Origin of the sequence: Dolosigranulum pigrum ATCC 51524 (genome assembly GCF_000245815.1) — a bacterium.
In the GTDB taxonomy this organism is placed as follows: Bacteria; Bacillota; Bacilli; order Lactobacillales; family Carnobacteriaceae_A; genus Dolosigranulum; species Dolosigranulum pigrum.
On record NZ_JH601103.1, the window covers coordinates 375,019 to 389,282 of the forward strand.

Annotated in this window: 12 protein-coding genes and 1 tRNA gene; 11 read left to right on the forward strand and 2 right to left on the reverse strand. The window is 42.1% G+C overall.

What is annotated here, in order from left to right:
- Nucleotides 1-414 precede the first annotated feature (414 nt).
- Nucleotides 415-487, reverse strand: a tRNA-Val gene (locus HMPREF9703_RS01745).
- A 108-nt stretch (nucleotides 488-595) separates the two neighbouring features.
- Nucleotides 596-1,198 (reverse strand): class I SAM-dependent methyltransferase, encoded by a 603-nt coding sequence (locus HMPREF9703_RS01750; protein ID WP_004635079.1) that lies wholly within the window; start codon nucleotides 1,196-1,198, stop codon nucleotides 596-598.
- Nucleotides 1,199-1,343: 145 nt separating this feature from the next.
- Here HMPREF9703_RS01750 and HMPREF9703_RS01755 point away from each other — a divergent pair, with 145 nt between their 5' ends.
- The 11 genes from HMPREF9703_RS01755 to HMPREF9703_RS01805 all read left to right on the forward strand — a co-directional run bounded on the left by HMPREF9703_RS01755 (nucleotide 1,344) and on the right by HMPREF9703_RS01805 (nucleotide 14,077).
- Nucleotides 1,344-1,904: a Gx transporter family protein gene (locus tag HMPREF9703_RS01755; RefSeq protein ID WP_004635080.1), complete on the forward strand. Its 561-nt coding sequence runs from the start codon at nucleotides 1,344-1,346 to the stop codon at nucleotides 1,902-1,904.
- A 304-nt stretch (nucleotides 1,905-2,208) separates the two neighbouring features.
- Nucleotides 2,209-2,538 carry a hypothetical protein gene (locus HMPREF9703_RS01760; RefSeq protein ID WP_004635082.1) on the forward strand — a complete coding sequence of 110 codons (330 nt, stop codon included), beginning with the start codon at nucleotides 2,209-2,211 and terminating at the stop codon, nucleotides 2,536-2,538.
- A gap of 95 nt (nucleotides 2,539-2,633) precedes the next feature.
- On the forward strand, nucleotides 2,634-3,587 hold the full coding sequence (gene manA / locus HMPREF9703_RS01765; protein WP_004635083.1) for a mannose-6-phosphate isomerase, class I: 954 nt from the start codon (nucleotides 2,634-2,636) through the stop codon (nucleotides 3,585-3,587).
- Between the two features lie 146 nt (nucleotides 3,588-3,733).
- Entirely contained in the window at nucleotides 3,734-4,738 is a 1,005-nt protein-coding gene (locus HMPREF9703_RS01770) for a Gfo/Idh/MocA family protein (protein WP_004635084.1), read from the forward strand.
- A 1-nt stretch (nucleotide 4,739) separates the two neighbouring features.
- Nucleotides 4,740-6,020: an RNA polymerase factor sigma-54 gene (gene rpoN / locus HMPREF9703_RS01775; RefSeq protein ID WP_004635085.1), complete on the forward strand. Its 1,281-nt coding sequence runs from the start codon at nucleotides 4,740-4,742 to the stop codon at nucleotides 6,018-6,020.
- Between the two features lie 156 nt (nucleotides 6,021-6,176).
- Nucleotides 6,177-8,942: a sigma 54-interacting transcriptional regulator gene (locus HMPREF9703_RS01780; protein ID WP_004635086.1), complete on the forward strand. Its 2,766-nt coding sequence runs from the start codon at nucleotides 6,177-6,179 to the stop codon at nucleotides 8,940-8,942.
- A gap of 271 nt (nucleotides 8,943-9,213) precedes the next feature.
- Complete coding sequence (locus HMPREF9703_RS09180; protein WP_256998274.1) at nucleotides 9,214-10,362, forward strand: MFS transporter; 1,149 nt, start codon at nucleotides 9,214-9,216, stop codon at nucleotides 10,360-10,362.
- A gap of 439 nt (nucleotides 10,363-10,801) precedes the next feature.
- Nucleotides 10,802-11,293 carry a PTS sugar transporter subunit IIB gene (locus HMPREF9703_RS01790; RefSeq protein ID WP_004635088.1) on the forward strand — a complete coding sequence of 164 codons (492 nt, stop codon included), beginning with the start codon at nucleotides 10,802-10,804 and terminating at the stop codon, nucleotides 11,291-11,293.
- Nucleotides 11,294-11,317: 24 nt separating this feature from the next.
- A complete protein-coding gene (locus HMPREF9703_RS01795) occupies nucleotides 11,318-12,295 on the forward strand; it encodes a mannose/fructose/sorbose PTS transporter subunit IIB (RefSeq protein ID WP_004635089.1) in 978 nt (325 codons plus the stop codon).
- 18 nt (nucleotides 12,296-12,313) lie between these two features.
- Nucleotides 12,314-13,111 carry a PTS mannose/fructose/sorbose transporter subunit IIC gene (locus HMPREF9703_RS01800; protein WP_004635090.1) on the forward strand — a complete coding sequence of 266 codons (798 nt, stop codon included), beginning with the start codon at nucleotides 12,314-12,316 and terminating at the stop codon, nucleotides 13,109-13,111.
- Between the two features lie 15 nt (nucleotides 13,112-13,126).
- A complete protein-coding gene (locus HMPREF9703_RS01805) occupies nucleotides 13,127-14,077 on the forward strand; it encodes a PTS system mannose/fructose/sorbose family transporter subunit IID (protein ID WP_004635091.1) in 951 nt (316 codons plus the stop codon).
- Nucleotides 14,078-14,264 lie beyond the last annotated feature (187 nt).

Below are 14,264 nucleotides of genomic sequence, written 5' to 3' on the forward strand. Positions count from 1 at the left end.
ATTTATCCAACCGCATCCTGATCATGAATAACCTAAAAACAAAATCAAGAAAAGCTGCCGTATAATACTTAATAAACGGTTATCTAAGTACAACACAGCTAAATTGATTACGTTTATTTTAGCCTTTAGACACTTTATTGATGAGCCATCCTAAACTATCCTCTGGATAAGATATATTCCATAAATAAGAATATCTTTTGATAAACCAGATCAGCAGTGATATATTTATAATAAAATAGAAAAAACCGCTCAACTTTATCTATCTTATGGAGTAGATAAAATCAAACGATTTATTCCGTTACTGATGTGTTGACTTTATGATGACCAACACTAAATGTTGAAGAGCCAAAAAAGCCTACCTATATCATTCATAGATAGACTATCAACCTGTCCATAACAGGTGGGCTATTATTATGGTCCATGCCGGGCTCGAACCAGCGACCCCTAGCTTGTCGAGCTAGTGCTCTCCCAACTGAGCTAATGAACCAATCTAGTTACTATTATACCAACTTTTCCAGATATTGCAACCCCTACAATCAAAAAAATATAATTTTCCCGAAAAAGTGATCAATCATCCTATCGTTTAAAATGCCCTCTATTTTTCAGCCATTAAGACCCAGTAGCCTTTCTCCAAGGCGATTCGCTCCACATTACCGAAGACGGCTTGCATTTTTTTCTTCGCACTCGGCGCGCCTTGCTTCTTCTGGATAACGATGTAGAGTTTCCCACCTGGCTGCAAGTAATCATATGACTGCTCTAGAATCCCGTGCACAACTTGTTTGCCTGCTCGGATCGGTGGATTGGATACCACAGCACTGAACGACCGCTCCACAATATTCTCGAATAAGGATGATTGCTGAATGATGACATTCTCAACCGCGTTCACTTCAGCATTCTGCTTAGCTAGTGCGACTGCTCGCTCATTAATGTCAACCATATGAATTGTTCGCTCTGGATTAGCTGCTGCCAGCGCAATACCAACAACTCCATACCCACACCCCATATCTAACAACGGCCCGGAACACTTCTTATCCGTCTGCACCGCTTCAATCAATGTTCGTGTCCCAAAATCCATCTGTCCACGCGAAAAGACCCCCGCATCAGACGTTAAGCTAAGCGTTTGTCCGATGACCACTTCTTTAAATTGTTCCGGATTGCTTGTCGATGTCGGCTCTTTTGTATAATAATGATCTGACATATCTCTACCTCCCAACGCTATTATAACACATTTCATCTGTTTATGTCGTATCCTCTCCATTCTATCTTAGAAAGCTAGCGGAATCACTAGCACTCACTGTTTATTTATGAGAAAATGAAAGAACCACTAAAAAGGACGATTTTTCATGACAAAAACACAACGTATGATTTATATTTCATTATTATCAGCCCAAGCCGTGATTCTAGGACTGGTTGAAAATAGTATCCCCTTCCCGTTCGCCTTCGCGCCGGGAGCGAAGTTGGGAGTAGCCAACTTAATTGTTATTATCGCTATTTACACCTTACCCTTAAAGGATAGCTTCAAGGTCTTGATGATGCGTCTATTAATGACCACCCTGTTAGGCGGGACACTATCAACCTTTATGTACAGTTTCATGGGAGCCCTTCTCAGTTATCTCAGCATGCTGCTGGTCAAGACGCTCGGATGCTCGCAAGTCAGTGTAATTGGCGTCAGTGCAACGGGTGGGATGCTGCATAACCTTGGGCAATTGCTCGTTGCTAGTTTTATCGCCCAGACTTGGACTGTTCTAATGTACCTGCCCGTCTTAAGTTTCTTCGGCATTCTGAGCGGCATGGCAATCGGGATTGCCGCTAACTACTTGATGGAACATGTCCATACTGTACGGCGCTTCCGTGTAGAACAAGAACAAGCCGATCAAGCGAAACATTCTTCCCGTCTGTCTTAAGGGACTCAGCTGAACCATTCACTTCTGTTAAGTTCCCTATTTAGTACGAGTATACAAAACAAAACTGTTATAGATAGCATCATTCAATATGAGGCTAAAAAAGTTATGCGAAAAATTCGTTCTAAGCAATTCAATATTACTGATTTCCATGAAAAAAATTTGAAACCTATAAAAATATGTATCATTCACAAGATACTTCAGAAAGCAGATATTGGCAAGAAAATAATTTGTTTGATTTCAATAGTTATTATGATTTATTTATGAAGTCTTGTGACCTATAAACTATCATACTAGGAGGCCTCTCATGATTGAAGACCGCGATTTTCTGATGCGACAAATTAAACAGATGATTCAAAACTTAGGAAAAATTTTAGACCGCAATACGCTTAGAGAATTATTAGCACTAAGCGAAGACGACATGTCCAATGAAGAATTAGACAGCCTTTACCTAATGGGACAAGTTGACATCATTGCTGCGGAGAAGCAACTCACCCCCCAACACTTATCCGTTGACCTGGGTATTGACATCGACCGGCTAGAAGACTTGTTTAAAGGACAAGCATTCCTAACTGAGCCAGAAGCAACGAACGTCCAAAGTTTTCTAGAGACTCATGACAATTCTGAGCCCACTTAATAAAACGACAATTGATCTCACTAGCCTTTACCAACATTTTTCGATATTATGGGGATAACTGATGAAAATCTATCATTAAATAAGGAGTGTCACAGATGAGTACAGAACCAATCTTTTTAACCCCAGTTTTACAGGATAAAATTTGGGGTGGCAAGAAATTACAAACTGAATTCGGCTTCGATCTGCCAAGTGATACGGTCGGAGAAGCTTGGGTGATCAGTACCCATCCCCATGGCGAGTCAACCGTTTCTTCTCCCGAACAATACGCCGGCATGGGGCTGAATGAGTTGTATCACGAATATCCGGAACTATTTGGCGCCCAACAACCGGATACATTCCCACTGCTGACGAAGATTTTAGATGCTAAAGAAGATCTGTCTGTCCAAGTACACCCGGACGATGAGTACGGCCAAGAACATGAAGGTGAACTCGGTAAGACGGAATGTTGGTTTGTTATTTCGGCCGATGAGGATGCGACGATTATTTACGGTCACAATGCACGGACCGAAGAAGAGTTCCGTCACTTAGTTGAAGCAGGCGAGTGGGATGAGCTTTTGCGCGAAGTTCCAGTAAAAGCGGGCGACTTCTTCTACGTGCCACACGGGACCATTCATGCGATTAAAGGTGGCATCACCATATTAGAGACGCAGCAGAATTCTGATACCACTTATCGCGTCTATGACTATAACCGTACGGACAAAGATGGAAACACACGTGAATTGCATCTTGAAGACTCGATTGCTGTTTCAAACATTCCGCACATCGATCCAGCTATCCAGCAGCAGGAAGATAGGGTCGGAATGAGTGCGATTACGCATTATTTAACCAATGAATATTTCAGCGTCTATCGTTGGCAAATTCGCGACCAACTTGTTGTCGATTTAACCGGTGATTATACACTAGTGACGGTACTCGATGGCCAAGGTATGATTGAGATTGATCAGGAATCTTATCCAGTTGAGAAGGCCCAATCCTTCATTATCCCTCACGGCGTCTCTTCCGTCACCTTATCCGGAGATCTCGATATGATTGCCTCCAACCCTGAATAATAGATTATATTCAAGCTACTTCCCTTTAGGGAGTGGCTTTTTTTGTCAGAAAACATCGCTTGCAAATCAGGGAGAAACCCTTTATGATGAAGGTATTGATTCAAGTCTATCCACCATTTAACTAGCGCTAGAAAGTAGGAATAAAGATGAATACATTAAATTGGGGCATTATCGGAACAGGCGGCATTGCTGAAGATTTTGCAGCCGGATTTCAAGATACCGGCATAACGTGCCATGGCGTGTCTTCCCGTTCATTAGAAAAGGCCGAAGCCTTCAAGGAGGCCTTTGGATTGCATGCTGCATACGGTGATTACCATGAGCTACTTCAGGATGAGGTCATTGATATTGTCTATATCGCCACCCCTCACCATACCCATGCTCAGATTGCAGCTGACGCCCTGCAAGCCGGCAAACATACCGTTGTCGAGAAGCCAATTGTCACTCAGGCAGATGACTTAGCTCAGTTGAAGCAATTAGCTGAGGCGCAAGGCGTGTATTTATTCGAAGCAATGACAACCCATTACCGTCCCGTTTACCAGACAATCCGTGAACTGATTGACCAGAAGGATCTCGGTGCGCTGAAGATGATCCAAGTGAATTTTGGAAGCTTCAAGCCGAAAGATGCGGGCTACTTCTTCCAAAAAGACTTAGCCGGGGGAGCGCTACTGGATATTGGTGTCTACGCCCTTAATTTTGTGATGGAATTCTTAAGCACACCACCGACTGAGATGAAAACGCTCGGTTACATCAATGAACAATTCGGAGTCGATGAATCAGCCGGAATTGTCTTGAAAAATGATCAGAATGAACTAGCAACCATTACCATGACCTTCCACGCCAAATTACCGAAGCGTGGGGTGATTGCCTTCGAAGGGGGCTATTTCGAAATTGATAATTACCCACGGGCAGATCGCGTCACCTTCACCACGCCGGAAGGGAAGACCGAACATTATCAAGCTGGCCAATCCAGTCAAGCACTCCAAGAGGAAATGATCGCTATCACCAACTTGATTGCCTCTGGAACGCCACAGCCTCACCTGACGAAGACCACGCATGTCATCGAACTCATGGATGCCATCCGTCAAGAATGGAACTTAACCTATCCCTTTGATAATCATACGTTAGACGCACCGAACCGAGAGAAGGCATAGTATGAAAATTACCCAACAAGCAATGATCAAACAAACGCAAGCTCCTCTACCTTTTTTAATTAAAAGTGTTGGGATCTTGCAACTCAATCGCGTAGACTTATCACACTACATTAGCAATTATATGAGTGAGAACCCACTGATGACCTTCGCGAACGATGATGCCTTAATGTTTGGCAGTGAATCAAGCGCACAAGGGATCAATCTTGATGAAATCAACGCCTCCACCCAAACCTTATTCGACTTCATTACCGAACAAGTAGAATTATTTTACCGCCAAACACCCCTTCGCGATATGACGATGTGGTGGATTGAGCAGCTTGATACAAATGGTTATGTCACAAAAACACTCGAAGAAGCCGTCCAAATCACGGGTGAGAGTGACTATATGGTTCTTGATGGTCTAACCTTACTCCAACAACTGGATCCACCGGGTATTGGCGCTCGCGACCTACGCGAAAACTTAATGCTCCAAACTGAACGCTTGGACAGTGCACCCAACTTAGCCTATATTATTTTAGAAGAAAATTTTGACCGATTAGTGAATCGTCAATGGAGTGACTTAGCAACGATTTACAGAACTGATTTGGCTGATATTCGCGCTATCTTTAAGTTTATCCAAACGCTATCGCCGATCCCAGCTAACTTATATCAAGCCCCCCAGACTGAAATAATTTACCCTGAGCTAGAAGTAACGGTGGCTAATCAGCAGCTTACCATTAGCGAAACGCGCTTCCAGACGCCACTGCTCACCTTCGACCAAGCTTATTACGATGAACTAGCCCAGATTGACAAACCAAGCATCCAAGCCTATATTAAAGCAAAAAAACAAGAATTCGACCAACTACAACAGGCTCTGCAGAAGCGAAAAGAAACAATCCTTCGAGTGGGGACTGCTATCTTATCGCACCAAAAGGACTATTTCTTAACTGAAGATGCTTCCTTACAGCCATTACAAATTAATGATTTAGTCAAGCAACTCCAACTACACGAGTCCACGATTAGCCGAGCCATTCGTGGCACCTATGTCCAAACTAATCGGGGAGTTATCGAACTAAAAAGTCTCTTATCAAAACGTTCCGTTGTCAAAGACACCTCGCAAGATGCTATCTTCACTGCTCTCAGTGACTTAATTGAGGGTGAAGATAAAACCCGCCCTCTGTCCGACCAACAACTCGCTGACACACTTAATCAAACCAAACACATTGCCCTTTCTCGTCGCACAATCGCCAAATACCGCAGTCAACTCGGCATCCCCTCCACCCGCGAGCGAAAAATTAGATGACGCCAAGTGAACTATTAATGATAAAACCCATTATTCCTCGGAAACCCGAACATGACATCCTGACTAGACTTATTCCCCACATAGGTCTAGTCAGATTTTTTTATTTTGTGTATAATATCTGTATATCACTTATACACTACTAAGAAGGAGTCTATTATGGAGCGGAAAGAAGAAATTATACACTTGTTATCAAACCAGCCTGAGAAACCCTTCACCACGCGAGAAGTGGCCGAATCATTAGACATTCAGCGCAGTAATGCCTCAAGTTATTTGAACGAACTCACCGGAGAAGGTCGCTTAACCAAATTAGGCGGACGCCCCGTCAAATATACCTTGAACGAACCGATCTCCCCTTCCTCTATTCCGGCAGACACTGCTCATCCAAGATCAGAAACGACTGGTGACAATCAGCGTGATGTCTTCTCACAAGTCATTGGTCATAATGGTAGCGTGAAGAATGCCGTCATGCAAGGAAAAGCATCGATTCTTTATCCACCGAATGGATTAAACACCTTAATAACCGGGCCAACTGGTTCAGGAAAATCTTTTTTTGCTAACACGATGTTTCAATTTGCCAAGAATCAAGGACTCATCGCAGCCGATAAGGAACTGCAAGTCTTTAACTGTGCCGATTATGCGAAGAACCCCGAGCTGTTGATGAGTCACTTATTCGGTTATACGGCAGGAGCTTTCACGGGTGCAACAACAGAAAAAGATGGCCTCATCCAGCAAGCCGATGGAGGAATGTTATTCTTAGATGAAGTCCACCGCTTACCACCAGAAGGGCAAGAGATGATCTTCTACTTTATGGATACGGGCCAATATTCACGCCTAGGAGAAGCCGATCGAAAACTGCATGCGTCCGTCCGAATTGTCTGTGCCACCACGGAAGACCCGAAGTCAACCTTACTCGAAACCTTTATTCGTCGCATCCCGATTAATATCCAACTCCCTACGTTCAAGCAGCGTCCGGTCTCTGAACAGATTGATTTATTAAAACTGATGGTCGGCCTTGAAGCCAAACGCATTAACCGCAAAGTCTCCATGAGCAAGGATGTCGTTCGTACGTTGATTTCGCATGTTGATTATGGCAATATCGGACAGCTTAAATCAAACATCCAACTCCTCTGTGCTCGTGGATTTATGAACCAGCTGCATAATAATGTAATTGAACTCACCACCCACGAACTACCGGAAAACTTAACACGTTCATTTATCGCCATGACGAGTGACCGGTCTGCCAGTAGTGAACTCATTCGCCGCCTAGAACCTACCCTTGAGATTCACCCCGAAGATGTGGACATTATTCTAGACCGTGATAGTTATGAACTGCCGTATAATATCTATGACATTATCGCTGATAAAGCGACCCTCCTAGAAGAAGAGCAAATCGATCAAGAAACAATCAACCAATATATCTCAACCGATATCAACTTACATCTAAAATCATTTTATAAAAACCAAGGCTTTGCGCTTCAAACCACTTCCAAACTGGCCGAAGTCGTCAGCCTTGAGGTCATTGATTTTGCCCGCGATGTCTTGGCTATGACCGACTTAGAGACCGCGCCTGGACAAAGCGGTAGCCTACTCTATGCCCTAAGCCTACACGTTAGCTCCCTAATAGGAAAATTGCGCGACGGACAATTGCGTCCATTCAATGCACGCGTACGTGACCTGGCCCTAAATACGCCGGATGCCTTACGCCAGGCAGAAGTTATCAGGCACCGCATCGCTGACTACTTCAACTTAGCTGTTCCCGAATCCGAAGCGTACTATCTCACCGTGTTGCTGACATCTTTTAAAACAGATATGACCCAACAAGTCGGAATTGTTCTAGCAGCACACGGTCCGTCTACCGCCAGCAGCATGGCTAAAGTGGTGGCAGAACTCTTAGAAACACCGCCTATCCCAGCTATCGACATGCCCTTATCGATGTCCCCAACAGAAGCCTACACCAAGATCAAAGAAGCCGTCAAACAAGCTGATGACGGAAGTGGTGTTTTGTTATTAGTTGATATGGGATCGCTAGCGACATTTGGGACTAAACTAGAACTCGAGACCGGCGTAAAGGTAAGAAGTCTTGACATGGTATCGACCGGGATCGTCTTAGAAGCGGTCCGCAAAGCATCAATGACCACAACCACACTTGATGAACTGCATCAATCACTTAAACACTTTACGGGTTATCATCAAATTAACGCCGAACCGACAACTTCACCGAATCACTTAAAAGAATCGGCTATTTTAGCGATCTGTGCGAGTGGTGAAGGAACTGCTAAAAAAATCAAAGAAATCGTGGAAAAACCGTATGCGAATAAAGCCAACATGCCGTATCAAGTCATTGTAATGTCTGCTGTGAACCTACAGGAGCACTTACCCAGTGTCTTAAGTCGCTACAATATTATCGCTTCGACCGGCATTATCGATCCCAAAATCGCTGCACCATTTATTCCGCTTGAGACCTTTATTAATATGGGCGCATCACAATTAAATCAACTACTCTTAGGCACTCATGATCCGACCGAGATAACCGATCAAACCCAAGCCCAGCAACTTATCCAGAGCTATATAGAAGAGAATCATCTCTACTTAAACCCAGCACGTATAGCGCCGATTCTTTGGAACTTCACCCAGCAACTTGGGGATTGGCGCACAGATGACAAACCGTTTACCTTTCATATAAACTTAGCCCTGCACCTAGCCGGAACGGTGGAGCGAATTCTGACAGACTCGCCGATTGAATCAGCTAGTGAGTTACCCATCAATCTAACTGAACATGCCAAGCATCAAATTGACCAACACATTATTGCCCTTGAACGCAAGCTCCTGCTGACACTTTCTGACGAAGAAAAAGAGTACATCTACTACTATGTCAGCAAAGACACCGGAGAAATTGATGAACTTGATGACTTGTTGGATTGAATAAGGTGGAATGCTTTTAATTCGTGTGATGACCTAATTATTACACGGAAGCTCTCCTTTTATGTTTAATTATGTCACAAAAAGAATAAAAACATAGTTAATTTTCTAAATACTTGACTTTTTAATTAGCGTTTTATAATATTAAGTATAATGAATTATCTAACTTAGCTTAATCATAAAAATAAAGCAATTCAAATTGATTTGCTAGATTGGACTGTGGCCAAATATGATCTCTCTTAAACAATATCCATCTAATTTTAGACAATTAATTTTGGGACGTTCTACATTAAATATCGGGGACAGTCTTTATTTGATTGCATTTTCTTTTGCATTAGTCGAAGTATATCATGTTTCAGAGACGCAACTCGCACTCATTACATTGATTGGGAGGCTTCCCTTATTACTATCTTTTTTGTACGGTGGTTACATTAACCAACTCAACAATAAAAAAGCGTGGCTTATTCGAACACAATGGTTGCATGTCTTCTCCATTATCTTCGTAATAGTTGCTTATTTGTCTGAAGCACCCCTGATTATCATTTGTTTATTGAATGCTTCTTTTTATTTAATCAATAATGTACAAAACACACTCAATTCAACTATTGTTCCCTTATCCCTAAATAATGACCTTTCATTAATCAATAAATCCATTGACATACAATACTTAACGAGCAATGTGCTTGATATTGCCAGCAATTTTTTGGCATCACTTTTACTCATTGTACTTGCTTATCACACCGTAATGGGCATCAGTCTCCCCATTATATTACTAGGTATTTACTTCTATACGAAACTAACTATTAATAATCAAGCAATTTCTCAAGAGAGTCGTCAAGGATTTTCATCCCAGCTAAAAACAGGCATCCATTATTTCTTCTCAAAAAAAGATACTAGCTTAATTATAGTGATAGAAAGTTTTCTGAGCGGAGCAACTGATTTATTATTAACGTTAGCTCCCATTTATTTATTGGATATTAATCTTAGTTTAGAATCAATCGGTGTTGTATTTGCATTGCAACGTGGGGCGGATTTTCTGGGGGCACTCTATGCCCCCAGAATTAACATGCGACCTAAACATTTTTTCTATGTTGATTATCTAGTTTCTGGATTAATGCTCGTACTTGTATTTGTCATAGATAATGTTTGGATAAAGATGATTTGTTATTTTATTGCCTTTTTTGTCATTGGTATATCTGGCAATATTTTTGAGAAAATGATTTATGAATCTTATGAACCTGACAAGTTAGCAGGGATATATACGATTATAAGTAGTTTGTTTTCATTTTTTGGAGTAGCCTTCTTACTTGTGCCATCTGTTTATTCCAACATCCACGTACTAGGCATTGGATTAAATAGTTTAACCATTATATTTGGTCTTGTTATTTTCATAAAGCTTAAAATGAAAAATAAATTTATATAATTACCTTACTCATTTAGCTCTCCAATAGTTAGTGTTGGTCATCATAAAGTCAACACATTAGTAACGGAATAAATCGTTTGGTTTTATCTACTCCATAAGATGGATGGATAAAATCGAACGATTTTTCTGTTTATACAAGAAATTTTGTGTATACCCGTATGTACTCTATTTTGGCTAATATTATTTCTTACATCATTCAACTCAATACCAGGTGCGATCAACTTATACTCATCTTGCACCAAATTCATACGAGACAGATTGACTATATATACACAAACCGCTCTAATATATACACTTATTTTGTGTGTATATATTAGAGTGTATACCAGAAGAAGACTGTCATATCAATGTTGATGGTCTTTTTTATATTGGCACGGTTTTTGCTTATTAATAAGTGAGAGGTGACGTGTGTTTAATGTATACAGACAAGGAGGACACGATGGGGATCGAATTTGCACGGATTGATGACCGACTGATCCATGGCCAAGTTGCAGGACCGTGGACGAAGCATTTGCGCATTAATCGCATCATTGTGGTCAATGATCAAGTGGCTAATAGCGAGTTGCAGAAAGTTCTCTTAGCCCAAGCTGCTCCACCAGAAGTGAAGGCAAATGTTGTCACGGTGGAGAAGTTCATCCAAGTGGCCAAGCATCCCTTAATTATGGATGCAAAGATTATGTTGCTATTCAAAAATCCACAAGATGTCTTGCGCGTCTTGAAGCGGGCAATCTTTATCCCCTCAGTCAATGTTGGCGGGATGAAATTCACAGCTGGAAAACAAATGTTGACACATTTTATTTCGATTGATGAAGCTGATATTGCCGCCTTTCAAGCATTAGACAGACGACACGTTGAACTCGAAATTAGAAAAGTTCCTTCAGATCGGAAGCAATACTTAATGCCACTATTGAAAAAGGGACATTTCATCTAACTCACATTACTTAGGAGGGAAATTATGGTTGGAATTATTTTAGCCAGTCACGGCGAATTTGCTAAAGGAATCTTACAGTCCGGTACGATGATTATCGGAGAACAAGAGCAAGTTGAAGCGGTGACGTTAATGCCGAATGAAGGTCCGAATGATATCCGCGAAAAACTACAACAAGCTGCAGAATCATTCGACACGGATGAGGTACTATTTTTAGTTGATTTATGGGGAGGTACACCATTTAACCAAGCTAGTGCACTCTTTGAAGGGCACGAAGATACTTGGGCAATCGTCTCCGGATTAAACTTACCGATGTTACTAGAAGCACTAGGCGCACGTTTCTCAACAGACTCAGCCCATGAAATTGCTCGATCAATTGTTCAATCAGCAAAAGATGCCATCTTGACCAAGCCGGAAGATCTTGCCCCTAAAGCAGAAGTCAACCCGGCAGATGCGCAAGTTGAACCAACCGGCGCACTACCAGAAGGAACCGTTGTCGGAGATGGTCGCATTGATATTGGTCTCGCTCGTATTGACTCACGATTGTTGCACGGACAAGTTGCGACGTCATGGTCCAAAGATGTCAAACCGACCCGTATTATCGTTGTATCAGATAACGTAGCCAATGATGAGTTGCGTAAGAACTTGATCACTCAAGCCGCACCACCAGGCATTAAAGCGAACGTTATCCCTATCCAGAAGATGATCGATGTCTGGCATGACACTCGCTTCGGCAAGACTCGCGCACTACTTCTATTCGAAAATCCACAAGATTTACTAGAAGTCATTAAAGGTGGCGTCGGAATTAACGAAATCAACTTAGGTTCAATGGCACACTCAGAAGGAAAATCTATGATTACCAATGCCTTAAGTGTCAACCAAAAAGATATCGAAACCTTCAAGGAATTACGTGATCTGGGGGCAACATTCGATGTACGAAAAGTCCCAAGTGATTCACGTGCTGACTTGTGGAAATTATTGAAAAAAACAAAATACATGGATTAATATAAGGAGGGAATATTGATGGACTTTATTACATTATTATTAGTTATCATTGCTGCGATGTTAGCCGGGATGGAAGGGGTATTGGATCAATTCCAGTTCCACCAGCCGATTGTCGCTTGTACATTAATCGGTCTAGCTACCGGAAATGTTGAAATGGGGATTTTACTCGGAGGAAGCTTACAGTTTATTGCAGTAGGTTGGATGAATATCGGAGCAGCGATTGCTCCAGATGCAGCGATGGCTTCTGTTGCCAGTGCGATCTTAGTGACCTACCACGGTGCCAGTATTCAAGAAGGGATTGCCTTAGCGATTCCACTAGCTGTTGCGGGACAAGTATTAACGATGTTCGTTCGTACCATTACTGTTGCTTTATCTCACGGAGCTGACCGCCAAGCAGAAAAAGGCTCAATCTTCGGAGTCGAAATGTACCACTACTCTGCACTACTCTTACAAGGATTACGTATTACTATTCCAGCAATTATTATCTTAAGTGTTCCACCACAATTAGTAACTGATGCCTTGAACTCTATTCCAGACTGGTTGACCGGTGGATTAGCAGTCGGTGGTGGTATGATCGTAGCAGTTGGTTACGCGATGGTTATTAACATGATGGCAACTCCAATTCTTTGGTTATTCTTCGCACTTGGCTTTGCACTAGCAGCTGTCAGTGAATTGAACTTAATCGCAATGGGAATTATCGGTGTTGTCGCAGCACTTCTCTACATCCACTTAGCACCACAATTCAACCAAGGTGGCGGTGGAGGCGGGAACGCATCCGGCAATGACCCACTCGATGATATATTGAATGATTACTAGAAGGAGAGTTGACTAATGAGTGAACAACAAAATCAATCCATTAAATTAACAAAAGCTGATCGATTAAAAGTTTTTTGGCGTCACCAATACTTACAAGCTGCCTGGAACTTTGAACGTATGCAGAACGTTGGATTTGCTTATTCTTTAATTCCGGCGATCAAAAAATTATACAAAGATGATAAAGACGAACAACGTGAAGCCTTGAAGCGTCACTTAGAATTCTACAACACCCACCCTTACGTCTCTGCTCCAGTTCTTGGGGTAACCTTAACCTTAGAGGAAGAGCGTGCGAATGGGAAAGCGATCGATAATGCTGCGATTCAAGGGGTTAAGATCGGGATGATGGGCCCACTTGCCGGGGTTGGGGATCCTATTTTCTGGGGAACCTTGCGCCCAGTGCTTGGTGCCTTTGCCGCTTCTCTTGCGCTGACTGGAAGTTGGTTAGGGCCACTATTCTTCTTCCTCGCATGGAATATTATCCGTATGTTATTCTTATGGTACACACAAGAACTAGGCTACATTCAAGGAGGGAACATCACCGATAACTTAGGTGGTGGCTTGATGAAAAAACTAACCCAAGGCGCTTCCGTCTTAGGGATGTTCATCATGGGGGTTCTCGTCCCACGATGGACCAGCATGAACTTCCCGATTGTCCTCAGTCAAGTAGATGTTGCCAAAGATGAAATGGTTGACTTCTCAGGAATTGCTGAAGCCGCGAATAAAGGCATTCTATCTGGCGATCAATTGCGTGAATTCTACCACAGCTTATCCAGTGGTATGAGTATTGATCCGATGAAGACTGTTACACTTCAAGGAACCTTAGATGACTTACTACCAGGGATTGCACCACTTCTTTTAACCCTTTTTGTTGTCTGGTTACTCCGTAAGAAAGTCAACCCAATTACAATTATCTTAGGCTTATTCGTTGTCGGAACCATTGCTTACGTTCTCGGCATTATGGCTTAACTAGATCTTTTTAAATAATATACTGATGTTCAACCGAGATAACTACCGGGTGATATTCGGTTAAGCATTAAAATAGCCCCTTTTCTTCATGCTAGTCTTTTATCTACTGAAGAAAAGGGGTTATTATTTATAGCCATGGAATCATAAGATATTATTGTTATTACTAAATATGTTCGGTATAATAAAG

What these genes read in the sequence shown, in the direction of transcription:
- HMPREF9703_RS01795 (WP_004635089.1), top strand. Translation starts at nt 11,318, where the DNA reads ATGGTTGGAATTATTTTAGCCAGTCACGGCGAATTTGCTAAAGGAATC.
- HMPREF9703_RS01800 (WP_004635090.1), top strand. Translation starts at nt 12,314, where the DNA reads ATGGACTTTATTACATTATTATTAGTTATCATTGCTGCGATGTTAGCC.
- rpoN (WP_004635085.1), top strand. Translation starts at nt 4,740, where the DNA reads ATGAAAATTACCCAACAAGCAATGATCAAACAAACGCAAGCTCCTCTA.
- HMPREF9703_RS01790 (WP_004635088.1), top strand. Translation starts at nt 10,802, where the DNA reads ATGGGGATCGAATTTGCACGGATTGATGACCGACTGATCCATGGCCAA.
- HMPREF9703_RS01755 (WP_004635080.1), top strand. Translation starts at nt 1,344, where the DNA reads ATGACAAAAACACAACGTATGATTTATATTTCATTATTATCAGCCCAA.
- HMPREF9703_RS01780 (WP_004635086.1), top strand. Translation starts at nt 6,177, where the DNA reads ATGGAGCGGAAAGAAGAAATTATACACTTGTTATCAAACCAGCCTGAG.
- HMPREF9703_RS01750 (WP_004635079.1), bottom strand. Translation starts at nt 1,198, where the DNA reads ATGTCAGATCATTATTATACAAAAGAGCCGACATCGACAAGCAATCCG.
- HMPREF9703_RS01760 (WP_004635082.1), top strand. Translation starts at nt 2,209, where the DNA reads ATGATTGAAGACCGCGATTTTCTGATGCGACAAATTAAACAGATGATT.
- manA (WP_004635083.1), top strand. Translation starts at nt 2,634, where the DNA reads ATGAGTACAGAACCAATCTTTTTAACCCCAGTTTTACAGGATAAAATT.
- HMPREF9703_RS01805 (WP_004635091.1), top strand. Translation starts at nt 13,127, where the DNA reads ATGAGTGAACAACAAAATCAATCCATTAAATTAACAAAAGCTGATCGA.
- HMPREF9703_RS01770 (WP_004635084.1), top strand. Translation starts at nt 3,734, where the DNA reads ATGAATACATTAAATTGGGGCATTATCGGAACAGGCGGCATTGCTGAA.